Below are 23,339 nucleotides of genomic sequence, written 5' to 3'. Positions count from 1 at the left end.
TCAGCTCAACAGTTCCGCAAACGAATAGTAGGTTAGCAGGTCGCCGGGGTTCACCGTGGTGTTTTCGGGCACTACGGCCAGACCATCTGCCCAGCAGGTAGAGCTCAGGATACCGGAGCTCTGATTGGGGAAGGCGGCGACCACAGGCTCCGATCCCCGGATTTCCTTTCGGGCCCGGACAAACTCCCGGCGCACCGATGGCGACGAGACGGAAAAGTCTGCCGGTATCCGCTCGCCCGAGAGAGGTTTGGGGCTGCGGCCCTGGCGTTTCCGTATGTAGGGCATGCCCACCATCAGGAAAGTGACCAGCACAGATCCGGGATTGCCGGGCAACCCAAGTACGGGCGTGCCGCCGATCGCACCAAAAGCCACGGGTTTGCCGGGCTTGATCGCCATCTTCCAGAGTGACAGGCCGCCGGATTCCTCTAGCACCGCGCGCACATGGTCTTCTTCACCAACGGACACGCCCCCACTGGTGATGATCAGATCGGCCGACTCCGCCGCACGCAGCAGCGTTTCCCGGGTCGCCTCGCGTTTGTCTCTCAGGGTCTCGCACAACACCACCTCGCAGCCGGCCTCGGCAAGTAGTCCCATCAGGGTGAAGCGGTTACTGTTGTAGATCTGTCCCGGCCCGAGGGGCGTTCCGGGGTCTACAAGCTCGTCGCCGGTGGACAGAATGGCGACTCTCAGCCGCGCCAGAACATCGAGCCGGGCAACGCCCATGGAGGCCAGCAGACCCATCTCATTGGGGCGCACCTTTGTACCTTTTGCCAGCGCAAGGTCGCCCCGTGCCAGATCCTGGCCCCGGCGACGTATATTCTGGCCCTCTTCCACCTCCGCCTCCACAACGATGCCGGCATCGGTCACCTGGACCCGTTCCTGCATCACCACCGAGTCTGCCCCTTCGGGAATCTCCGAACCGGTGAAAATTCGCGCGGCGGTGCCCGGTGCAAGGGCGGTTGGCGCTTCACCAGCCGGAATCCGTGCCGACACGGGTACGGGTTGGTCGCCACTCAGGTCCTGCTTGCGCAGGGCGTAGCCGTCCACGGCACTGTTGTCCGCCGGCGGAACGTCCGCTGGAACATGGTGGTTTTCTGCAAGCACCCGGCCCAGGGCGTCGGTCAGGGCGACGGTTTCAGTTTGCGCGACCACCGGCGCTTTCGACAACAGGTGTTCCAGGGCATCTTTCAGGGGCGTGAGGTTTGGGTTGGCCATCAAATCTGAGCTCCGGTCGGTATGTCTTCTCGCCTCAGCGCTTGGCGCGCTGTCCAATCACTTCGTTGAGTCGCTCCATGGGCTTCTCGGGTTTGCGCAATACGAGCCCGGAAAAATTGCACGGTGTGTGACGGCTGTCCAGTTGACTGAGAAGAATGCCTTCCCAGCCGGTGCGGCAGGCACCGGTCGAGCCGGGCAGACAGAAAATCACCGTATGGTTAGCCATTCCCGCCATCGCCCGCGATTGCACGGTAGAAGATCCGATCTCAGCGGCAGAGAGACGACGGAATTCCTCGCCAAAGCCTTCTACGGTTTTGTCCAGCAATGGCCTGACGGCCTCCGGCGTACTGTCCCGTTCAAGCAGGCCGGTGCCACCGGTAATGATCACCACATGCACCTGGGAATCGGCGATCCAGTTCGATATCAATGCCCGCACCAGATACACATCGTCAGGCAGGATCCGGCGTGCCACCAGGTTGTGGCCGGTCTCGACCACGCTGTCCTCCAGAAACTGCCCGGAGGTGTCCTGTTCAGGCCCACGAGTATCGGACACGGTCAGCAGGGCAATGTTAAGGGGTTTCATCTCGGTGCTGGGTACACTGCTCATGGAAGGGCTCCAGATTCATTGAAAAGTGGTTATACGCCAGTATCGCCATCACAGCCTTTCAATGGAAGGGAGTAACCCATCAGGGGGAGGCGCCAAAGGCCTGTTGTGGCCGGTTTGGCGTGAAATTGCCGTTAATTTGTGCAGTGCACTTGACATTCGCCAGTCAGGTGGCCGATGATCGCTCTTGCCCGGCGAACGGTTGTTCCCACTCTCTGGCTAAAGTACCTTATTCCGGACTCCATCTACACCGGTTGCTCCAACTGGCCAGCACCAAGTTCAGCGTTTTACTACGATCAATACGTTCAGGGGCGCCCCTGTCATTCCAATATTCGTTTACTTCCATTCCTGAAAATCCAACAAACTATGAATCTTACTGAACTCAAGCAGAAATCCGTGCCCGAATTGCTCGATATTGCGCAAGAGATGGGCCTCGATAACCTGGCTCGTTCGCGCAAACAGGATGTGATCTTCACCATTCTGAAGAAGCACGCAAAAAGCGGCGAAGACATCTACGGCGACGGCGTACTGGAAATTCTGCAGGACGGCTTCGGCTTCCTCCGTTCCGCCGATGCCTCCTACCTGGCAGGACCTGACGACATCTACGTGTCTCCCAGCCAGATCCGCCGTTTCAACCTGCGCACAGGCGATACGGTTGCCGGCAAGATTCGCCCGCCCAAAGACGGCGAGCGCTATTTTGCCTTGCTGAAGGTCAGCGAGATCAATTTCGACAAGCCGGACAACGCCCGCAGCAAGATTCTCTTCGAGAACCTCACGCCGCTGTTTCCGGACGAGCGCCTGAAGCTCGAGGCCGGTAATGGCAGCACCGAGGACCTCTCTTCCCGAGTACTGGATCTGGTGGCGCCGATCGGTAAAGGTCAGCGCGGTCTGATCGTGTCTCCGCCCAAGGCCGGTAAGACGCTGCTGATGCAGAGCATCGCCCAGTCCATCACGCGCAACAACCCCGAGTGCCACGTGATGGTGCTGCTGATTGATGAGCGTCCTGAGGAAGTGACCGAGATGCAGCGTACCGTGCGCGGCGAAGTCATCGCCTCCACCTTCGACGAGCCGCCGGCCCGTCACGTTCAGGTGGCCGAAATGGTGATTGAGAAAGCCAAGCGTCTGGTCGAGCACAAGAAAGACGTGGTCATCCTGCTGGATTCCATCACCCGCTTGGCTCGTGCCTACAACACGGTAATCCCGTCATCTGGCAAGGTCCTGACCGGTGGTGTTGACGCCCACGCCCTGGAAAAGCCCAAGCGCTTCTTCGGTGCCGCCCGTAACGTGGAAGAGGGCGGAAGCCTGACTATTCTCGCCACGGCGCTTGTCAACACCGGCTCCAAGATGGACGAGGTGATCTACGAGGAGTTCAAGGGCACCGGCAACATGGAGATCCACCTGGATCGCAAGATTGCCGAGAAGCGGACTTATCCGGCCATCAACATCCGCAGCTCCGGCACGCGTCGCGAGGATCTGCTGATGAGCGAGGCGGATATCCAGCGGGTCTGGATCCTGCGCAAGCTCCTGCACTCCATGGACGACGATACCGCGGCCATCGAGTTCCTGCTGGACAAGCTCAAGGACACCAAGACCAACGACGAGTTCTTCCAGTCCATGAAGCGTCGTTGATGTCTTCCCAGTCAGAGCGCCTTGTGAATAACTGGTGATCTGCTGAACGAGGTGGGGACCTGCTTTCCCAGACTGTGTCTTGCCATGGATGGCAAGACCAAGCCCCCAGGGATGGGTTCACGGCGTGTCTGGGAAAGCAGGTCCCCACCTTGTTCTAACTCCGAAAAAAGCAGTCCAGCGAACAAAGACCTCCGTAGTACTGGCATATCTGAACGGAGTACCCGATGAAATACAACGACCTGCGAGACTTCATCGACCAGTTGGAAAAGCTGGGCGAGCTGAAACGGATCAGCGTTGAGGTCGACCCCCACCTGGAAATGACCGAGATCTGCGACCGCACCTTGCGGGCAGGTGGTCCTGCGTTGTTGTTTGAAAATCCCAAGGGCTATGACATGCCGGTGCTGGCCAACCTGTTCGGGACACCGAAGCGGGTAGCGTTGGGCATGGGGCAGGATAACGTCACAGCGTTGCGGGACATCGGTAAGCTCCTCGCGTTTCTCAAGGAACCGGATCCTCCCAAGGGTTTCCGCGATGCCATCGAAAAATTGCCGCTGTTCCGGCAGGTGATGCGCATGAGTCCGAAGGTGCTGCGGTCTGCGCCCTGTCAGGACGTGGTGATCGAGAAAGACCAGGTGGACCTGTACCAGATTCCGGTTCAGCACTGCTGGCCCGGCGATGCCGGCCCCCTGGTGACCTGGCCACTGGTGATTACCCGTGGGCCCCATAAAGAACGCCAGAATCTGGGCATCTATCGGCAGCAGGTCATCGGCCGTAACCGTCTGATCATGCGCTGGCTGAGCCATCGCGGCGGCGCCCTGGATTTCCAGGAATTCCAGAAGGCCAATCCGGGGCAGCCCTATCCGGTTGCCGTGGCCCTCGGGGCCGACCCGGCGACCATTCTGGGGGCAGTAACGCCCGTACCCGATACCTTGTCGGAGTACGCGTTTGCCGGGCTGCTGCGAGGCAGTCGGACCGAGCTGGTGAAGGCAGGTCTGAGTGATCTGCAGGTGCCGGCGAGCGCGGAGATTGTGCTGGAAGGCTTTATCTATCCGGACGACATGGCGCCGGAAGGGCCGTTTGGCGATCACACAGGTTATTACAACGAAGTGGACCACTTCCCGGTATTCACCGTAGAACGGGTCACCCATCGCAGGGATCCGATCTATCACAGCACCTATACCGGTCGCCCGCCGGATGAGCCGGCAATTCTCGGAGTGGCTCTGAACGAGGTCTTTATTCCGATTCTGCAGAAGCAGTTCCCGGAAATCGTGGATTTTTACCTGCCACCGGAGGGCTGTTCCTACCGTCTTGCAGTGGTGACCATGAAGAAACAGTACCCCGGCCATGCCAAACGGGTGATGATGGGCGTATGGTCGTTCCTGCGGCAGTTCATGTACACCAAGTTTGTGATTGTCACAGATGACGATGTGGATGCCCGTAACTGGGAAGACGTGATATGGGCGATTACCACCCGGATGGATCCCACCCGTGATACCACCCTGGTGGACAACACGCCCATCGATTATCTGGATTTTGCCTCCCCGGTCTCCGGCCTGGGTTCCAAGATGGGGATGGATGCCACCAACAAGTGGCCCGGTGAGACAACCCGTGAATGGGGTGAGCCCATCACCATGACGGATGATGTCAAAAAGCGCGTCGATGAGCTGTGGGATACCCTGGGCATTGAAAGTCCGGCATCCCGCCCCGACTGATATGGGCAGTAAACACAGGGCAGTGCGGATTTTGCCCTCTGGTATCGCTTTCACCACAGCACCGGAGGCAGATTTGCTCAGCGCTGCCGCGCAGGCTGGCATTGCAGTGCCGGCGGCCTGCCGCAATGGGGTGTGTGAAATCTGCGAGGCCCGATTGCTGGCCGGCAGCGTACTGAATACCCGAAACCAACAGACTATAGAGGTCGGCGAGCGCATGATGATGTGCCGAAGCATCGCGCTCACGGACCTGGAACTGGAGATATCCGCCGTTATGGCAGCTGGAAACAATCAGCCTGGCAAGTTTCAGGCAAAGGTCGTGGACGTACGTTCCATCAGTCACGATGTCTATCGCGTTGAGCTGCAGCTCCCGCGGCGTCGGGAACTGTCGTTTCACGCCGGGCAGTATCTATCGGTCAATCTACCGGATGCCGACCCCTGCTACTTTTCCATCGCCAGCAGCCCATCGGCCCAGAACATCGAATTGCACATTCAAGCGACCCCGGAGTGGGTGTCGGCACAGAAAGTCATTGATGCCCTGACCTCGGGCGGTGAAGTGACGGTGGAACTCCCCCACGGCAAGGCATGCCTGGCTTCGGCGCCAACGAAACCTCTGCTGCTGGTGGCCGCGGGTACCGGTTTTGCCCAGATGAAAAGCCTGGTGGATTACCTGCGGGAAACGTCCTACGATCAGCCGGTCAAGCTCTACTGGGGAGTGCGCCGGCACGAGGATATGTACCTTCGCGCCCTGGCACAGCAGTGGCAGGAGGAGTGGCCCCGTTTCACGTTCCTGCCGGTGGTAGGGGACGATGAAGACAACGATTGGGCAGGCCATCACGACCAGCTGGTTCGGGCTGTTCTGGCTTCCGGAATGGACTGGAACAATGTCGAAGTCCATGCCAGCGGTTCGCCCACCATGGTGTACACCCTGATGGATGCGCTGGTGGATGCGGGGCTGCCTGAAGAGGCGTTCTTCTCTGACGTGCTGGAATACGCGCCAAGGACCTGAATCAGGCCCTTGGCATCGGCAGTTCCGGCAATCCGTTATCCTTGGCCAGTCCCTGCATAAGCAGTTTGACGCTGGCCTCTTCCTCGCCCATGTGGGCATTCAGGCGGCTCAGCTCAGCCAGAGCCTCCCGGCTGCGCTTCAGCCGCAGGCTGGTTTCGAAATATTCCCGGGCCTTGCCCCAGAGTTCGTTGCGCAGGCTCAGTCGGCCCAGCGCCAGCAGAAGCTCGGGGTTGTTCGGCCGGTCTTTCAGCCACTGTTCTGCCAGCAATAACTGTTCATCTGGCTTCTGGCCTTTTACCCGCCCATAGAGGTTGATCAGTTCGTCACTCCAGTGGTTGCGCAGCACCTTACGCAACAGCGTTTCGGTCTGTACCTCGTCGCCAAGGCCGGCCAGCAGACGGGCATAATCCCGAATAGTGTATTCGTCGCGGCGCAGAAAGCCCGGGAGTTCATCCCAGAGCCGGGTTAGCGGTTCCAGCGACGCATCGGGGTCCTGTTGCTGCTGGCGCCGACAATCCTCGGCGGCACGCTCCAGCAGGTTGTGCCATACCTGACGCTCGAGATCATTGAGTTCGGCTTCCGACAGTACGCTGCGTTTGCGCAGCTCGGGCAGTAGCCGGGACAGTTCGCGCCAGTCCTCCAGGCGCAAATAGGTGTTTTTCAGCAGCTTGAGCACAAAGGGGTGATGGGGTGACTGTTTGCGCAGGCGAACCAGCGTGGCCAGGGCCTGCTCCAGCCGGTTGCCGGCCAGTTGCAGTTGGGCCTGGGTAATACCAACCGCCATGTCGGAGCCGGGGGTGCTGTCGAAGGCTTTGCGCAATAATTCATCCACCGCCTCGTGATCACCGGATTCGAACGATGCCTGGGCCGCGGCCAGATAATTGATCAGGGGCGTATCGGCATGGCTGGCGGAGGATGTCAGCAGTTTTCGGGCTCTCGGCCAGTTGCCTTCGGCCAATGCCAGAAGCCCCTGGGTGGTCCGCCGCCGGGCGCGGCGTTCGTTGCCTCGGGCAATCCAGCCAGCTACCAGGCCGGTGCTGGTTCTGAGTCGGCGGATAAGGTTGATGGTCAGCACGGTCAGCACGATGAGGGCCACGATCAGGCCCAGCCCCACCCAGAAGTTGGTCTCAATCAGGTAATGGCCCAGGCTGATTCGGATGTAGCCCAGATCGTATTGCAACCCGAGGGACAGGCCGGTGCCGATCAACAGCGCCAGCAGGATGATGAGTAACAGGCGAATCATGAATCGTCGCCTCCATTGCCACCGCCGGTATTATCCTCGCCATCTCCGTTGTTGGCGTTCAGGCGTCCGGCCAGCCGTTCCTTGAGGAGGTCCAGGGACTGACTGATGTCGGGCAGCTCGGGGTCCACGTTTTTCTGGGCCAGCTCGGCCAGGGTGTCACTCAGGGCTGCTACCCGGGGATTGCTGGCGTTGTACCAGTCATCAATGGTGGTCCGGGCTTTGGTCAGCGCCCGCTCATACAGGGGCTGATTGCCCCGCAGGACCGCCATCTCGGCCTCTTCCAGCATCAGCTGCAGGTTGAGGCGGGCATAGGCGCTCTGGTCCGGCGACAACAGGGGTTTTACCGGCTCGTCCATGCGACGCACAACCACCACTTGCATCAGGGTGGCTTTCACCTTGTTCCAGGCCTGGAGAAGGGCACCCGGCTCGCCGCCGGCGTCAGCTTCCTGTTCCGCGCCGGCGTTGACAATAAAGCCGGGGGCGTTTTCGCTGATCAGGGCCTGGTCGGTGAGCTGGTGAATGCTGTCGATGGCGGCTTCCAGTTTCAGGTAAAGACCGGTCCGATCCACGCCGGTAAGGCCCTTGAGCGCCAGGATTTCACGGGCGAGCTGCTGGCGCACCGGGTAAACACCGATGTCATCGGATTCCGCCAGTACTTCATCGGCCGCTTCCAGGGCCGACATGGCGCCGCGAATGTCTTTTTCGATCATCAACCGTTGATTGGCAATGCGCAGCAGGTATTCCGCCTCTGCCAGTAGCCAGTCTGTGCGTGTGCGGTTGCCGGCTTCCAGCAGTTCACGGGCGTTGTGGTCGATCTGGCGCTGCTGGGTGGCAATCAGCTCTCGCTGGCTTGCCAGTTTCTCTTCCAGGGACTGCAGACGCTGGCTCTGCTGGCTGCCGCGGTCGCCATATCGGTCTTCAAGCTGGGCGGTGTCCTGTTGCAGGCTCTGAAGTTTCTGCATCACGGCCTGGTGATTGTTCCACTGCTGCCAGCTCCAGAGGGCCAGGGCGACAGCGATAATCAGCGCAATGATGGCGACGAGCCCTATTGGCCACAGTTTCTGGCGGGCGGGTGGTTCCTTGGAAACGGTTGCGGGCAGTTGATTCGTAGTGTCTGTCACGGGCGTCCTTACTTGGCTTTTCCGGAGCCACCGTCCCGGCCGGCAAGTTGCGCTGCAACCGTGGCCACGATGTCGTTATCGGCAAGGCTTCCTGGTATACACGGATTTGTGAATCCCGCGGCCCGGGCCTGTTCGGCAACCCGATCTGCGGGAACAATCAATAACCTATCGTATAGATTATGGCTGCTATTCGCACATAGTGCGATGAGATTGTTCAAGGTTTCTCCGGACAGGGCGACGATGGCCTCCGGAGCAAAGGTGCCGAGAGTGGCCCGGATCTGCTCCGGCGAGTGGTCCGGGCGAAAGCGGCGATACAGAGGCAGGAGGGTGACCCTGGCGCCCCGGGATTCGAGTGTTTCCCGGATCAGTTCCCGGCCGGTTTCACCGCGGGCGAGCAAAACCCGTTCGCCTTCGAGGTTTTGCAGTGACGGAAGTGCCAGGAGCGCCTCGCTGGTCCAGCCCTCTGGCGGTCTGCGCGGACTGAGGCCGTGCTCGGCAAGCACCGATGCGGTGCCAGCGCCAACGCCATACCAGCGGATGCCCATGGGCAGCTGGGGCCACCAGGTGTCAACCTCCTCAAGCAGAAGGCGGGCGGCAAACGGGCTCACGGCGATCACATGGGAGAATTCATCCAGACTCAGGATAAGCGTCCGCCGCTCGGGTGTTTCCGGCAGAGGTTCCCGGTCAATCAGGGGCAGAATCTGTACGTCGGCCCCGGCGGAACGAAATCGGCTGGCCAGGCGCGAGGCCTCGGGTTCAGGCCGGCAGATCAGTATCCGCCGGCCGATCAGGTCAGGCTCAGGTTGGTGTGTGGCCATAGATTTCAGCCAGCACCTTGTCGGCACCGAGAGCCAGAAGGTCCTCGGCCAGTTCCCGGCCCAGGCGCTCGCCTTCGGCCCTTGGTGCGCGGCCCTCGACCCGGAAGATCTGGGTGCCATCAACGGCGCCCACCAGGCCCCGCAGCCAGATCGTGTCATCATCCTCAAGCAGCGCATAGGCGGCGATTGGAACCTGGCAGCCGCCCTCAAGGCGACGGTTCAGGGCCCGCTCGGCAGTGACACGATCCCAGGTGTCTTTGTGCTTCAGGGGTTCAAGCATGGCCAGGAGTTCCTGATCATCCACCCGGCATTCGATCCCGAGCGCCCCCTGGCCGACCGCCGGCAGCGAGACGGTGTCCGGCAGGCAATACCGGATGCGCTCGTGAAAGCCCAGACGCTTCAGACCTGAGCTGGCCAGCACAATGGCTTCGTATTCGCCGGCATCAAGCTTGGCCAGCCGGGTGTTGACGTTGCCGCGCAACACGCGGATTTTCAGATCCGGGCGATAGGCCCTGAGTTGGGCCTCACGGCGCAGGCTCGCCGTACCGACCACGGCACCCTCGGGCAGGGCGTCAACGTTGTCGTAGTGGTTGCTGACGAAAGCGTCGGTCGGGTCTTCGCGCTCACAGATCGCCACCAGTCCCAGGCCTTCCGGAAACTCCATGGGCACGTCTTTCATGGAGTGCACAGCCAGATCGGCGCGGCCGTCGAGCATGGCTTCTTCCAGTTCCTTGACGAACAGGCCTTTGCCGCCGATTTTGGCCAGTGGCACGTCCAGTATCTTGTCACCCTGGGTCTTGATCTTGACCAGTTCCACGGTGATGTTGTCGTGCAGCCTTTCCAGCTCGGCCTTGATGAATTCCGCCTGCCACAGCGCCAGTGCGCTGCTGCGGGTTGCAATGCGAAGGGTACGTTTGGACATGACACTCACTGTCGGTTCGAAAAAAATGTTCGCCAAGGTTACCTTGTGGCGGCAGAAAAGTCCCGTGGCGACTAACTCTGGGGAGCGCTACGGATTCAACCTGGCTGGTGTTCCTGAAGCCATTGGCGCACGTTGCTTGTATGGCGGCGGCTCACCGGCAGCTCGCCCTGACCATCCCTGAGCACGACCAGGTTGTGGCCATCCGGTGTCCGTTTCAGTGCCTGGATAAACCGGACACCCACCAGCGTGTTCCGATGGATTCGCAGCAGGGTGCTCGGGTAACTGTTTTCCAGCTCCTTCAGGGTATAGTCGCATACGGTTTCACCCCGAGTGTGGTGGATGGTGACGTACTTCTGATCCGCCTCGCAGTAGAGGATTTCCGACAGATCGATCAGCTCGGTGCCCCGGTGGGTGCGCACCGCCAGCTGCTCCTGGTTCTGTGCCGCCTGTCCGTTCAGGGCCTGCAGCTGTACCCGGTTGATCCTGCCGGCCCGGGCCAGGGCATCCGCCAAGGCCTCCTTGCGAACCGGTTTGAGCAGGTAGGCGATGGCCTGCACGTCAAACGCCTGGATGGCGTAATGGTCGTAGGCCGTGCAGAAAATCAGGGCAGGCGGATTGGCCAACTGGCTCAGGCGGCTGGCAGCCTCCATACCGTCCATGCCGGGCATTCGGATGTCCAGCAACAGTATATCCGGCTCAAGTTCCGCCACCTGCTTCAGAGAGCTGTCACCGTCGGCAGCTTCGCCACAGACCCTATAACCCGGGAGCGCCTCCACCAACCGGCGGATGCGCTCGCGGGCCAGGGGTTCGTCATCGGCGATCAGGACACTGCGGGTATCAGGCATGACTGGTCTCAATTTCCTAGTTCATGAACTCATGTTTTTGGGGCTTTTTGTTCGCCGGCCTTTTGCCGGGGCAATCTCAGGGTAACGGTATACACGTCGTTCTGGTGGCTGTGTTTTAACACCGCCGGTTCGCCAAACAGCGCCCGGAGCCGGGACTGTATGTTGGCCAGCGCCATTCGGTTGCCCTCGTGTTGCCGGTTATTCTGGTCCGGCTTTGGATTCTGTACCAGCAGGTAGACAAACTCGCCTTTGGCCTGGGCTTCAATTCGCACGGTGCCACCTTCCGGCCGGGGCTGGATGCCGTGGTAGATGGCGTTTTCCACCAGCGGCTGCAGCGTGAGCGGGGGAATGGCCTGTTGTTCGAGGCCCTTCTCAATCTGCCACTCCAGCCTCAGGCGGTCGCCCAGACGTAGCGCCTCAATGGCCAGGTAACGCTGGCACAGGGCCAGCTCCCTCGACAATGGAATCAGTTGGTCACCGGTGCGGAGGCTGGCGCGAAACAGTTCCGACAGATCCAGGACCGCCTCTTCCGCCCGTTCCGGGTTGGTGGCAATCAGACTGGCAATGGTATTCATGCTGTTGAACAGGAAGTGGGGCTGAATGCGGGCCTGAAGCGATGCCAGATGCGCCTGCATTTCCGCTTCACGCTGCTGTTGCCACTGGTGCTGCAGGTAAAAATAACGCAGCACCATGAGCACGATCAGCAGTGCCAGCAGCATTTTTTTGGCCACTCCCTGCCACACGGCCACGCCATCCTGAGGGTGCAGTACGCTGTCGGCAAACAGGCTGAACGCCAGCACATCCAGCAAAACAATTGCAACAATGGTGGTTGTCGCCCCAGAGACGGACATCCGCGCAAGCCGTGCGCGCAGGAGGCAGATCAGGGCAGCACTGGTGAGGGTGGTCCACTGCACGAACAGCGACAACAGCCCGAAGTAATTCCAGTCAATCCAGCCCCGCTCCGCCTGCACTATGGCGAGCACCAGAACCAGCAGTTCACTGGTGACCAGCAACAGAAACACGGCCCTCACCCGGCACAGGTCCGGAACGAAGAACTCGCTCGCAGTCATGTCTTTGTCCCCGTTACGGGGTGTCTCCTTTACCCGGGTCAGAATGGTATACTCCCGCCACGTTCAATGTACCCAGTTCCCGCCAGATGATGCCGGGCTGTCAGCAGGAAAGATAGACCATGACGGATCAGAAAAAGTCTGACCAGACCACAAGCTCTGAAAAACCCTGGGGCGGACGCTTCAGTGAACCCACCGATGCCTTTGTTGAAAAATTTACCGCATCCGTGGGATTTGACCAGCGCCTGTACCATCACGACATCACCGGCTCCATTGCCCATGCCACCATGCTGGCCGAGGTTGGCGTGCTCACCAGTAAAGAGCGGGACCAGATCATCGAGGGTCTGAACGGGGTCAAGGCAGATATCGAGGCCGGCAACTTCCAGTGGTCCGTGAGTCTGGAAGACGTGCACATGAACATCGAGGCACGCCTGACCGACCGTATTGGCATCACCGGCAAGAAACTCCACACCGGTCGCAGCCGTAACGACCAGGTGGCCACCGACATCCGTCTGTACCTGCGGGACGAAATCGATGTCATCGCCGAGGAACTGAAGCGCTTGCAAGCAGGCCTGCTGGACCTGGCCGAGCGCGAGGCGGACACCATCATGCCCGGCTTCACCCATCTGCAGACTGCCCAGCCGGTGACCTTCGGGCATCACCTGTTAGCTTGGTACGAGATGCTGGTGCGGGATGCCGAGCGCTTGCAGGACTGTCGAAAGCGGGTGAACGTGATGCCCCTGGGCGCGGCTGCGCTGGCTGGCACCACCTATCCTATTGATCGGGCCATGACCGCCCGCTTGTTGGGCTTCGATCGGCCCACCGAGAACTCCCTGGACTCCGTCAGCGACCGAGATTTCGCTATCGAGTTCTGTAGCTTTGCGGCGCTGTTGATGACACATCTGTCACGGTTCAGCGAGGAATTGGTGCTTTGGACCTCTGCCCAGTTCGACTTCATTGACCTGCCGGACCGGTTCTGCACCGGCTCGTCCATCATGCCCCAGAAAAAGAACCCGGATGTGCCGGAGCTGGTCCGGGGCAAGACCGGTCGCGTTAACGGCCATCTGATCAGTCTGCTGACCCTGATGAAGAGCCAGCCGCTGGCCTACAACAAGGACAACCAGGAAGACAAGGAGCCGCTGTTTGATACGGTCGATACCGTTAAGGGCTGCCTGAAAGCCTACGCCGACATGATTCCGGCGATTCGCTCAAAGGCCGATAACATGCGGGTAGCGGCCAAGCGCGGCTTCTCCACCGCCACCGATCTGGCGGATTACCTGGTGAAGAAAGGCGTCCCCTTCCGGGATGCCCATGAAATCGTGGGCAAGTCCGTGGCGTTCGGTGTGGCTGAAGGTCGCGACCTGTCCGATATGACCCTGGAAGAGCTGCAGCAGTTCTCCGATCGTATCGGCGCTGATGTCTTTGATGTGCTGACTCTGGAAGGCTCGGTCCAGGCCCGTGACCATCTGGGTGGCACTGCCCCGGACCAGGTGCGCGCGGCGGTTGGCCGGGCCCGCGCTCAACTGGGCTGAAGCGTTTCCCCGGGGCGGAACGGCTAGCCGCCGATTCGCCCCGTTGTCAGGTCCACTGCCGCGGGGGTGAGTTCGTCAAGCGGTTGTGGACGGAACAGCCGGTACCCCTGACCGTAATGTATGCCCAGGGTCCGGACCTTGCGCAGGGCGTCGTCGCTCTCGATAAAAGTGGCCACGGTGATTTTGCCGGCGGCCTCGGCAATCCGGTGCAGGGCTTCAAGCATCACCTGTTGCACCGGGTCCTCCTCCAGCTGCTGAACCATCCTCCGATCCAGTTTGATGATGTCCACCGGCAATCTGGCGGCCAGGCTATAGCTTTCAACCGACGCACCGGCGCCGTCCAGGGCGACACGGAAACCGGCCCGATGCAATGCGTCGCACAGAACGGCCACGTCATCGGGGTACTGGGTGGCATGGGCTTCCCTGATTTCCAGGCAGAAACAGCCGGGGTCGAACGCTGAATCACTGAGCGCATCGGCCATAAAATCCGCGAAGGTATCGTCCAGAACGCTGGCCAGGGACAGGTTGAAGCCGCAGTACTTCAAGCGCGGTTCCAGCAACGGCTGATTGCCCAGCCAAGTCAGGGTTTGTCGGATCACCTGGCGATCCAGCCGTTTGGCCAGGTCAAAGCGTTCCGCGATCGGCAGGAAGTCGTCGGGCTTCAATGATGCTTCATTCTGTGCGGTCGTCGGAATCCGGCAAAGGATCTCAATATGGTCGCCCCAGGTGGGGCTGGCCACCGGCCGCATTGCCTGGTATTCGAGAATCAGGTTGTGATTATCCAGTGCGTCGCGGATCTGCTCGACCCGTTTGCTGGCGGTGGATTCGTCGGTCTGGTGGGCAATGGCCCTGGCGGCGTGCACCCGGTTTCGCCCGGATGTCTTGGCGGTATGGCACAGATCTGCTGCCTGGCTCAGAAGCTGCTCCGGGTCTCCGGGAAGGTCGCTGTCCAGAATCAGTAGACCGCCTGAAGCGGTGGTCTGGAGCTTGTGCCCCTGCCAGTCGAAAACAAAGTCGCCGATCAGATTGAGGGTTTCCTGGGCAATCTTGCGGGCCCGGGCTTCCGGACAGTTCTCGATCAGAAGTGCGAAGGTGTCGCCGGCAAGTCGAGCCAGGGCATCGCGCTGGCGCACCCGTACGCCCAGGTTTCCGGCCAGTTCCCGGAGATAGCGGTCACAGGTTCCGCTGCCGGCCAGATCGTTGAAACGCTCGAATTCGTCAAGATCCAGGTAGAGCAGACTGTCGCAGGATTCCCGATGGGTCTTCTGCTCCAGGGTTCTCAGCAATCGGGCGATGAATGCCTTGCGGTTCATCAGGCCGGTAACCGGATCGTGGCGTATCCGGTATTCCTCGCTGGAGGCATGATTCAGCTTCGGTTCTATGCGACGGGCCACGTGCACGGCGCCGGTGACGTCGCCCTGGTCGTTGGTCAGGCGCTGGTAGTGGAATTCATGCACCGGCAACTCACGGGATTGCTGGGCCATGGGCATCTCAACCACAAAGCTGTCGCGTTCGAAGGCCCGGTGCCAGAGCCGCTCCATCAGCCTTCGTTCGTTCGGGAACTCGTTCAGGAGGTCGCTCAGATTATCGCCCACTTCGGGGTGCCGGCCGAAGGTCTCGTAAAACTGCCTGGCCCAGGGGGTATTGAAATGGAGCAGGTTGAATGAAGCATCGACGGCGACAACCAGATCCGGGGTGGCGCTGGTGGTGGCAGCAAGCATGGTGTTCGCATGCTGGCGGGCTTTGTCGAGTTGCATGTCGGCGGTCCGGTCCACCAGGGTGCCGCCGAGCCGTGGAATCCTGCCACCCTGCTTCAGTGCCCGACAACTGAGCGTCACCCGCCGCTGGTTCTGCCGCGAGGTGACGATATCAAGATCAAGGGAAAACGCCTCTCCCGTGCGGAGGCAGCGACGGAACATGGCTCGCACCCGGGGCTGTCCGGTCTGGCAGTAAAACAGCGCCTGCTCGGGGGTGATCTCGGCGCCAGGTCTCAGTTCGAGAAGCTGGAACATACCCTCGGTCCAGGTCATTTCATTGCTTCGAGTGTCCAGTTCCCAGATCCCGAAACCGGCACTGCTCTCGGCGGCCCGCAACAGCCGGGAATCCCTGTTGGAGCTGTCGCACAGGGTTATCGTGGCGCTGGCTGCCTTGTCGGAGTCTCGCATGTCCAGCCGCAGGGTTAGACTGGCGGTATAGAAAAAGCCCTCCTTGTGCCGGAAGGTCACCAGGACATTCTGGCCTCTCTCGATTCGATGGCGGTTGGCGGGTGCGAAGGGATCGTCCTGGCGTGACGCCAGTATGCGGTGCACCGGCTGCCCCTCCAGTTCGCTGGCGTCATAGCCGAGCACCGCCTCGGCCTGATGGTCGGCGAACAGCACTTTGCCTTCATCGTCGATGCGTAAAACAGTCTGGCGCTCAGACGCCGGGGACTGTTCCGATCGGTAGCGGCGGATGATGAATTCTTTCACAGCGGATGAGCCTCGCGCGTTCTCCAGCTTTTATTTTTCTAAAGGTTTTGCCACGATGCCGACATCATACTCATACTGATGCTGAAAAGAACCTCTCTGCGGAGCCGCCTTGACCGCCCACGTTGCCCCGATTTCCCTCGACTTTGAGGAGGGAATAGATCGCAAGACCCTCCGTCGTCTGAGGGACCGGTTTCTACTGGTCAATCAGCAGCGCTGGAATCGCGCCCATTCGGCGTTGTCCTATCGCCAGCAGATGGTGCTGGAAATTCTGCCCCTGGCGTTTCATCTCAACCATCCCGCGTTGCCCGGTTATCTGGACAGCGATTGCCCTTATGGTTTCAGTAATTACAAACCTTCGCCGGCCACGATCAATGCGGCGCGGCGGCTGGCCCGAACCTTTTCGCTGAAGGATGAGGGCAAGCGCAAGCCGGATCTGGACGCCGTATTCCTGATGGGCAGCCCGGGAACCCTGGGTCACTCCGTGGCCAGTGACCTCGATGTCTGGCTCTGCCACCGCAGCGATTTGCCGGAGCGGGGCATTCGCTGTCTTGAACGCAAGGCCACCAAGCTGACCCGCTGGGCGGAATCGTTTGGTGTGGAGCTTCATGTTTTCGTTTTCTGTGCCTCGGACTGGCGGGCCGGCCGACAGCGGGCGGAAGTAACCGGCGAAAACTGTGGCAGTGCCCAGCATTTCCTGCTTCTGGATGAGTTCTACCGGACCAGCATCCATCTGGCCGGCGCGTGGCCCATGTGGTGGCTGATTCCCCCGGAACAGGAGCAAAACTACGACGACTGCATGCGCAAGCTGGTCGATTTCCGGTTTGTGCGCGCCGAGGATTACATCGATTTTGGCCCGGTACCGGGGATCCCCGAGGCAGAATTTCTTGGTGCCGGTGTCTGGCAGCTGTACAAGGGAATTGACGCGCCCTGGAAGTCGATCCTCAAGCTGCTTCTGATCGAATGCTATGCGCGCACCACCGGCGAGGTCTTGTTGTCCGCCGAGTTCAAGCGGGCCGTGTTCCGGGGAGAGACCGATGCCGACAGCCTCGACCCTTACGTCATGCTTTACAGCCGCCTTGAAGGCTGGCTTGCCGGGCCAGAAGTGGCCTCGAGACTGGACCTGATCCGTCGGAGCCTGTACCTGAAAGCCGGTTTGCCGCTGACCCGGTCGGAGGCTTCAGGGGAGCAGTGGCGCGCTCGCCTGTTGCGCCAGCTAGTGACAGATTGGGGCTGGTCCGAGAGTACGCTTTCAGAGCTGGACGAGCGTCAGCGCTGGCGGGCGGAGGATGTCACCACCTTGCGCCGAACCATTGTCAACGAATTGACTCATAGTTACCGATTGCTGTCGAAAATGGCCAGGGAACATGGCCAGCGGGCTGCTATCAGTGCCAACGATATCAACCTCTTGGGCCGCAAACTCTATGCGGCATTTCAGCGCAAAGCCGGCAAAATTGAGCAGATCAACCCCGGACTGGCCCCTTCACTGGCCGAGGAAAACCTGGCGTTCCATCATCAATCGGAGCAGGGTGGCGATTCCAATGGCTGGCTCCTGTATCGGGATCTGGAAGATCCGGCCGATGCGTTCTGGCAACCCGTCATTCGTCGCTCGGGTAATCTGGCGGAACTGATGGTCTGGTGCTACTGCAATGGTCTGCTGACAAGATCGACACGACTGAATGTACGTTCGGGAACCAGCATTGCCTCGGTCAGCGAATTGCGGGAAATGCTGGACGCGCTGTCCGCGTTCCTGCCCTTTCCGGTTCCGCCGGCCGAGCGGGAGGCGCTGTCCCGGGGTGTTCGCCCCCTTAGAAACCTGCTGCTGGTCAACGTGGGTGTCGATCCCCAGGCGCACCTCACGGAAAAGGGGCTCCACAAGCTCAGCTCACGGCATGATTCTCTTGGTTTCAGTGGCGGTCGGGAGAACCTGGTGATCAGCATCGACCAGATCACCTTCAACAGCTGGCACGAGGTGAGTCTGCAACACTACGCGGCCGGCGATACCCTGATCCAGTGCCTGAAGAATATCCTCGCCTCGGTGGCAGCAAATCCGGCTGAACTGCCCGGCGTTCAGGTGCACTGCCACAACCGGGGCCACGGTTCTGCAATTGCCCGCCGGGTTCAGGAACTGTTTGCCGATGTGCTCAGACCCTTCTTCGCCGGCGGTGCCGGCCCGCATCCCCTGCGCTATGTGATCGAGATGGACCGACGCTACTTCCTGCTCCAGTTCAATGGCCTGGAGCCGGGATTCGTGGCCCTGGAGAGTTTTGAAGCGTTGATGGAGCACCTGGCAATGCCCCAGGAACGCTACCTGCCGGTGGTGTTCGATCGCTATGCGCTGCAGGAGGAGCCGGCCCTGCGGGCGGTTTGCCTGGCCAGCGAACCGGATAATATCCAGGTGTTCTACCGGATTATGGGCGAACGGGCGCGGCTCTGGGTGGTTGATGAGCTGGGTTCGGTGTTCAGCTGGGAGCAGGCGGTGACCAGCCGCCGGCACCTTCTGGTACCGGTTCTGCGGTTTCTGGATAACCTGATTGAGCGGAGGCTGCTGCGCCACACCGACTCGGCCGGAGTAGTTGCAGGCGTTCAGTGTTACGAAATTATCCGGCGTGACGGGATCTGGCGCGCCGAATACCGTCCCGAATCGGATTCGGGCGTACCCCTGCCCGGGTTTGAGGTTCAGGCCGTGGGTATCCATGAGGGGGACAGTCGGCTGCGATTCGACATCTTTTGCGGTGACCAGGAATTCAGCGTACAGGAGTATGGTGACCAACTGATTCCGGCGGTGGCCCACTACATCCGGTCCCTGCGCCAGAGTGACGAGGGTTACCCGGTGTACCTGACCGACGTCCATCTGCCCCACGACCTCGACCCGCGTGTCTATCAGCAGGACATCCAGACCAGTCAGTACCTTTATTACCGGTCTGTACTGGAGGACTCTTTGAACCGGCACCTTGCAAACGCGCGCTGACCTCGCGGCCCGGGGCGGGTGTCAGGTATACTGCGTCCATAGTGAACTCAGGGGTAGGTAGCCGATATGCGAGCGTGGACTCTGCCGATCATGGTGCTGGTGCTGGCTCTGACTGTGAGCGGTTGCGGCCAGAAAGGTCCGTTGTACCGTGACAGTCAGGCCGCATCTGCGAATTCTGCGGCGGATGCGACCCAGGACCCGTCAGACAGGGAAGAAAACCGCGAGTAGCACGCCGGCCTCCCGACCCCGTACAACGAATCAGGAAACTCATGGATCATTTCAACTACCGCGACGGCGAGCTCTACGCCGAGGATGTCCCTGTCTCTGCCATTGCCGATCGTTTTGGCACTCCGGCCTATGTCTACTCCCGCGCGACGCTCGAGCGGCACTATCGGGCCTACGACGATGCCCTTCGGGATCATCCGCATCTGGTGTGCTACGCGGTAAAAGCCAACAGCAATCTGGCCGTGCTGAATGTTCTGGCCCGGCTCGGTGCCGGCTTCGATATTGTTTCGGCCGGTGAGCTGGAGCGGGTGTTGAAAGCCGGTGGCGACCCATCCCGGGTGGTCTTCTCCGGCGTCGGCAAGCAGGAGTGGGAAATGAAGCGGGCGCTCGAGGTGGGCGTACGCTGTTTCAATGTCGAATCCGACACCGAACTGGACCGGCTCAATGCCGTGGCGGGCGAGCTCGGCGTGAAGGCACCGGTTTCTCTGAGGGTGAACCCGGATGTTGATGCCGGTACCCATCCCTACATTTCCACGGGTCTGAAAGAGAACAAGTTCGGCATCGACATTGCCGAAGCCCCACAGGTGTATGCCCGTGCCGCCGGTATGCCGAATCTCGAAGTGAAGGGTGTTGACTGCCACATTGGTTCTCAGTTGACCAGTGTGTCACCGTTCCTGGACGCCCTTGACCGTGTGCTGGCCCTGATTGATTCCCTGGCGGAGCAGGGCATTCACATCCATCATCTGGATATGGGCGGTGGCCTGGGTGTTACCTACAATCAGGAGCAGCCGCCGCAGCCATCGGACTATGTGAAAGCGCTGGCCGAGCGCATGGGTGACCGGAAGCTGGAGCTGATTCTCGAGCCGGGCCGTTCCATTGCCGCCAATGCCGGCATTCTGTTGACCAGGGTCGAGTTCCTGAAGTGCACCGAGCATCGGAACTTTGCCATCATTGATGCCGCGATGAATGATCTGATTCGTCCGGCCCTGTACAGCGCCTGGCAGGCGATCATTCCGGTCAGGCCGCATCAGGAAGGCGAGGAAAAGGCCTGGGATCTGGTCGGCCCGGTGTGTGAAACCGGCGACTTCCTGGGCAAGGATCGTCATCTGCGCCTCCAGGCGGGGGATCTGCTGGCAGTTCGCTCTGCCGGTGCCTACGGCTTCGTCATGAGTTCCAATTACAACACGCGGAACCGGCCGCCGGAACTGATGGTCGATGGCGACCAGGTGCATGTGGTTCGTCGCCGTGAAACTCTCGAAGACCAGCTCGCACCCGAGAGCTGCCTTCCTGAATGAGCGGGGGCGAGGAGATGACACAGCAACGCCGGAATCAGGGCCCCACGCTTCGGTTCACCAAGATGCATGGGCTGGGCAACGATTTTATGGTGGTGGATGCCATCAGCCAGCCGTTCCGTCTGCGGCCGGAGATGATCCGGGAACTGGCCAACCGGAATTTCGGGATTGGCTTCGACCAGCTGCTGGTGGTGGAGCCGCCCGGTCTGCCGGATGTCGATTTCCGTTATCGAATTTTCAATGCGGACGGATCCGAGGTGGAGCAGTGCGGCAACGGGGCCCGGTGTTTCGCGCGATTCGTTCGCGACCAGCGCCTGACCAATAAAAAAGTCATCCGGGTTCAGACCGCGAAAGGCGTGATTGAGCTTCGCGTGGGGTGCGAAGGCATGGTCATGGTTAACATGGGTGTGCCCGAGTTCAATCCGCCGGCGATTCCGTTTGCCGCCGACCGCCGCAAGGACGTCTACACCGTGGATGTCGATGGCCAGACAGTGGAACTGAGCGCCCTGTCCATGGGTAATCCCCATGGCGTATTGCTGGTTGAGGATGTGGAACAGGCGCCGGTGGAAACGCTGGGGCCCAAGCTCGAGCGCCATCCCCGATTCCCGGCCAGGGCCAATATCGGGTTCTTGCAGATCCTCGACCGCACTCATGTTCGCCTCCGGGTATTTGAGCGCGGTTCCGGCGAGACCCTGGCCTGTGGCAGCGGCGCCTGTGCCGCGGTTGTTGCCGGCTGCTTGCGTGGTCTGTTGGACTCCCGCGTGGAGGTGGAGTTGAGGGGTGGCAAACTGGTCATCGAATGGCAGGGTGAGGGGTCCCCTGTTATGATGGAAGGGCCTGCAACCAGTGTATTTGAGGGGCAGTTGAGGCTGCCGGGTGAATCTGGTGGTCGCCGCCGCAGGAGCGGTCGCCCCCATAAACAAAGATCCTGACAGCCAGGAGTACTCCATGACAGAACAAACGGCCCGACAGAAGGCCGGTGAGCTCACGCGGGAAGAGGTGGCGGACTACCTGCGAGCCAACCCCGATTTCTTTATCGATCAGGACGAACTGCTGCGCAGTCTTACCCTGCCACACGACAGTGGTCAGGCGATTTCCCTTGTGGAGCGCCAGGTGCATCTGTTTCGGGAGCAACGGGACACTCTGCGCAGGGAGCTGGTGGAGCTGGTGTCCATCGCCCGCCACAATGACCGGTTGTTCGAGAAGAGCAAGCGCTTACTGATGCAGGTGATTGAGGCTCGGACCCTCAACGACATGGCCTCGGCCATTGACGACAGCATCCGCGGCGATTTCGGCCTCGACTCTGCCTCCGTACTGTTGTTCACCGATGTCGAACTGCCCGAGGCCTCCCAGGGTGCATTGCATGTGGTGAGTCCCTCCGTGGCCCGTGAGCGACTGGGTAGCCTGCTGGAAGGCGAGAGGGCCGTATGCGGCCAGTTCCGTGAGAGCGAGCGGGAGTTTCTGTTCCCGGACCGGGAAGAACCGATTGCCTCCGTGGCGCTGGTACCGCTCAGACATGATGAGCTGGTAGGTGTGTTTGCGGTCGGCAGTTGCCAGCCGGGCTATTTTGACCAGAGCATGGGATCGCTGTTTCTGAGTTACATCAGTGATACCCTCAGCCGCCTCCTGCCCCCCATGGTGCAGCGGCACACCATGGCTGCGCCGGTCACCGATATGGCGACGGAGTCCCGCTAAGGTGTCAGCGGTTCCGGAGCGTCCTTCGGTGCCCCAGGAGCTTGTCGGGCCGCTGACGGAATTTATCCGGCATCTGGCTTCTGAAAAACGTCATTCCCCCAGAACCTGCGAAAGCTACCAGCGCGATCTGCAACGTCTGGCAAGCTGGCTGAGCCAGAGCGGGTTAACCGCCTGGCACCGGGTCACCAATCACGATCTGCGCCGCTATGTGGCAACGCTCAGCCGGGAGGGTCTGTCAGGCCGGAGCATTGCCCGGCACCTTTCCGCGACCCGACGTTTTTACCAGTTCCTGCTCAGGGAGAAACTTGCCTCGGATAATCCGGCGCTGGATATCCGTGCCCCCAAGAATGGTCGGCGCTTGCCTCGAGTGGCAGACGTGGATCAACTGAATCATCTGCTTGACTGCCAACCGGACGACCCTCTGGAGGTCCGCGACCTGTGCATGTTCGAGCTGATGTATTCCTCTGGGCTGCGGCTGGCGGAGCTGGCAAGCCTGGATCTCGATACCGTCGATCTGCGCGGTGGAGAAGTCCGTGTGCTGGGTAAGGGCGGCAAGGAGCGGCTGCTGCCCGTGGGGCGCAAGGCAATTGCCGCCATTCAGGCCTGGCTGCAGCACAGAGCCGCGCTGGCCAGTGACGGTGAAGCCGCGTTGTTTGTCAGCCAGCGGGGCGAGAGGCTCAGCCACCGCAGTATCCAGGCCCGCCTGAGCCGCTGGGGTATCAGCCGCGGCGCCGACCAGAAACTCCATCCCCACATGCTGCGACACTCCTTTGCCAGCCACATGCTTGAATCCAGTGGCGACCTGCGGGCCGTACAAGAGTTACTGGGGCACGCCGACATTGCCACAACCCAGGTCTATACTCATCTTGATTTTCAACATTTGGCACGGGTTTATGACCAGAGTCACCCCAGGGCGCGTCGCGATAAGTATCATGGCAAGACCAGTGACGAGAGTTCCTGAAACCGGCAACAGGCAG

Annotated in this window: 19 protein-coding genes; 10 read left to right on the top strand and 9 right to left on the bottom strand. The window is 60.7% G+C overall.

Translation table 11 applies throughout. The features are described 5' to 3' along the window. Together WA411_RS00245 and moaB are read right to left on the bottom strand one after the other, a co-directional pair. On the bottom strand, positions 1-1,215 hold the full coding sequence (locus WA411_RS00245) for a molybdopterin molybdotransferase MoeA (protein ID WP_291905720.1): 1,215 nt from the start codon (positions 1,213-1,215) through the stop codon (positions 1-3). Positions 1,216-1,249: 34 nt separating this feature from the next. Then, positions 1,250-1,822 carry a molybdenum cofactor biosynthesis protein B gene (gene moaB / locus WA411_RS00240; protein WP_069184723.1) on the bottom strand — a complete coding sequence of 191 codons (573 nt, stop codon included), beginning with the start codon at positions 1,820-1,822 and terminating at the stop codon, positions 1,250-1,252. Between the two features lie 363 nt (positions 1,823-2,185). Between moaB and rho the strand changes: the two genes are divergently transcribed. The 3 genes from rho to WA411_RS00225 all read left to right on the top strand — a co-directional run bounded on the left by rho (position 2,186) and on the right by WA411_RS00225 (position 6,166). Then, positions 2,186-3,448: a transcription termination factor Rho gene (gene rho / locus WA411_RS00235; RefSeq protein ID WP_069184724.1), complete on the top strand. Its 1,263-nt coding sequence runs from the start codon at positions 2,186-2,188 to the stop codon at positions 3,446-3,448. 224 nt (positions 3,449-3,672) lie between these two features. Beyond that, positions 3,673-5,160 carry a 4-hydroxy-3-polyprenylbenzoate decarboxylase gene (ubiD, locus tag WA411_RS00230; RefSeq protein ID WP_291905725.1) on the top strand — a complete coding sequence of 496 codons (1,488 nt, stop codon included), beginning with the start codon at positions 3,673-3,675 and terminating at the stop codon, positions 5,158-5,160. Between the two features lies 1 nt (position 5,161). After that, complete coding sequence (locus tag WA411_RS00225) at positions 5,162-6,166, top strand: 2Fe-2S iron-sulfur cluster-binding protein (protein ID WP_291905726.1); 1,005 nt, start codon at positions 5,162-5,164, stop codon at positions 6,164-6,166. Between the two features lies 1 nt (position 6,167). On the opposite strand, the gene WA411_RS00220 is transcribed toward WA411_RS00225, so the two are convergent. The 6 genes from WA411_RS00220 to WA411_RS00195 all read right to left on the bottom strand — a co-directional run bounded on the left by WA411_RS00220 (position 6,168) and on the right by WA411_RS00195 (position 12,185). Then, the gene (locus WA411_RS00220) at positions 6,168-7,409 is read right to left on the bottom strand and encodes a heme biosynthesis HemY N-terminal domain-containing protein (protein WP_069184727.1); all 1,242 of its coding nucleotides are present in this window, start codon (positions 7,407-7,409) and stop codon (positions 6,168-6,170) included. Beyond that, positions 7,406-8,530, bottom strand: coding sequence for a uroporphyrinogen-III C-methyltransferase (locus tag WA411_RS00215; protein WP_153637292.1), 1,125 nt, complete (start codon positions 8,528-8,530; stop codon positions 7,406-7,408). The genes WA411_RS00220 and WA411_RS00215 overlap by 4 nt, the downstream gene beginning before the upstream one ends. An 8-nt stretch (positions 8,531-8,538) precedes the next feature. Further along, a complete protein-coding gene (locus tag WA411_RS00210) occupies positions 8,539-9,348 on the bottom strand; it encodes a uroporphyrinogen-III synthase (RefSeq protein ID WP_069184729.1) in 810 nt (269 codons plus the stop codon). Next, positions 9,329-10,270, bottom strand: coding sequence for a hydroxymethylbilane synthase (gene hemC / locus WA411_RS00205; RefSeq protein WP_153637291.1), 942 nt, complete (start codon positions 10,268-10,270; stop codon positions 9,329-9,331). Before hemC ends, WA411_RS00210 begins: the two co-directional genes overlap by 20 nt. A gap of 95 nt (positions 10,271-10,365) precedes the next feature. Then, the gene (locus WA411_RS00200; protein ID WP_153634855.1) at positions 10,366-11,115 is read right to left on the bottom strand and encodes a LytR/AlgR family response regulator transcription factor; all 750 of its coding nucleotides are present in this window, start codon (positions 11,113-11,115) and stop codon (positions 10,366-10,368) included. Between the two features lie 29 nt (positions 11,116-11,144). After that, positions 11,145-12,185 (bottom strand): sensor histidine kinase, encoded by a 1,041-nt coding sequence (locus tag WA411_RS00195; protein ID WP_069184731.1) that lies wholly within the window; start codon positions 12,183-12,185, stop codon positions 11,145-11,147. A 119-nt stretch (positions 12,186-12,304) separates the two neighbouring features. Here WA411_RS00195 and argH point away from each other — a divergent pair, with 119 nt between their 5' ends. Further along, positions 12,305-13,714 (top strand): argininosuccinate lyase, encoded by a 1,410-nt coding sequence (gene argH, locus WA411_RS00190; protein ID WP_291905728.1) that lies wholly within the window; start codon positions 12,305-12,307, stop codon positions 13,712-13,714. A gap of 23 nt (positions 13,715-13,737) precedes the next feature. Here the strand turns inward: argH and WA411_RS00185 are convergent, their stop codons facing one another. Next, on the bottom strand, positions 13,738-16,182 hold the full coding sequence (locus WA411_RS00185; protein WP_291905729.1) for an EAL domain-containing protein: 2,445 nt from the start codon (positions 16,180-16,182) through the stop codon (positions 13,738-13,740). Between the two features lie 109 nt (positions 16,183-16,291). Between WA411_RS00185 and WA411_RS00180 the strand changes: the two genes are divergently transcribed. The 6 genes from WA411_RS00180 to xerC all read left to right on the top strand — a co-directional run bounded on the left by WA411_RS00180 (position 16,292) and on the right by xerC (position 23,323). Then, complete coding sequence (locus WA411_RS00180) at positions 16,292-19,150, top strand: class I adenylate cyclase (protein ID WP_136631234.1); 2,859 nt, start codon at positions 16,292-16,294, stop codon at positions 19,148-19,150. Between the two features lie 66 nt (positions 19,151-19,216). After that, complete coding sequence (lptM, locus tag WA411_RS00175; protein WP_227514594.1) at positions 19,217-19,378, top strand: LPS translocon maturation chaperone LptM; 162 nt, start codon at positions 19,217-19,219, stop codon at positions 19,376-19,378. Positions 19,379-19,419: 41 nt separating this feature from the next. Then, positions 19,420-20,670, top strand: a complete 1,251-nt coding sequence (gene lysA / locus WA411_RS00170) for a diaminopimelate decarboxylase (RefSeq protein ID WP_222466036.1) — start codon at positions 19,420-19,422, stop codon at positions 20,668-20,670. A 14-nt stretch (positions 20,671-20,684) separates the two neighbouring features. Further along, complete coding sequence (gene dapF, locus WA411_RS00165) at positions 20,685-21,599, top strand: diaminopimelate epimerase (protein WP_291905733.1); 915 nt, start codon at positions 20,685-20,687, stop codon at positions 21,597-21,599. 16 nt (positions 21,600-21,615) lie between these two features. Then, a complete protein-coding gene (locus WA411_RS00160; RefSeq protein WP_291905735.1) occupies positions 21,616-22,362 on the top strand; it encodes a DUF484 family protein in 747 nt (248 codons plus the stop codon). A 28-nt stretch (positions 22,363-22,390) separates the two neighbouring features. Next, positions 22,391-23,323 carry a tyrosine recombinase XerC gene (xerC, locus tag WA411_RS00155; RefSeq protein ID WP_222466184.1) on the top strand — a complete coding sequence of 311 codons (933 nt, stop codon included), beginning with the start codon at positions 22,391-22,393 and terminating at the stop codon, positions 23,321-23,323. Positions 23,324-23,339: the final 16 nt, after the last annotated feature.

It is taken from the genome of Marinobacter sp. CH_CUG1437-1, assembly GCF_037029655.1.
GTDB lineage: Bacteria > Pseudomonadota > Gammaproteobacteria > Pseudomonadales > Oleiphilaceae > Marinobacter > Marinobacter salsuginis.
This window is presented reverse-complemented; position numbering and strand designations above follow the sequence as displayed.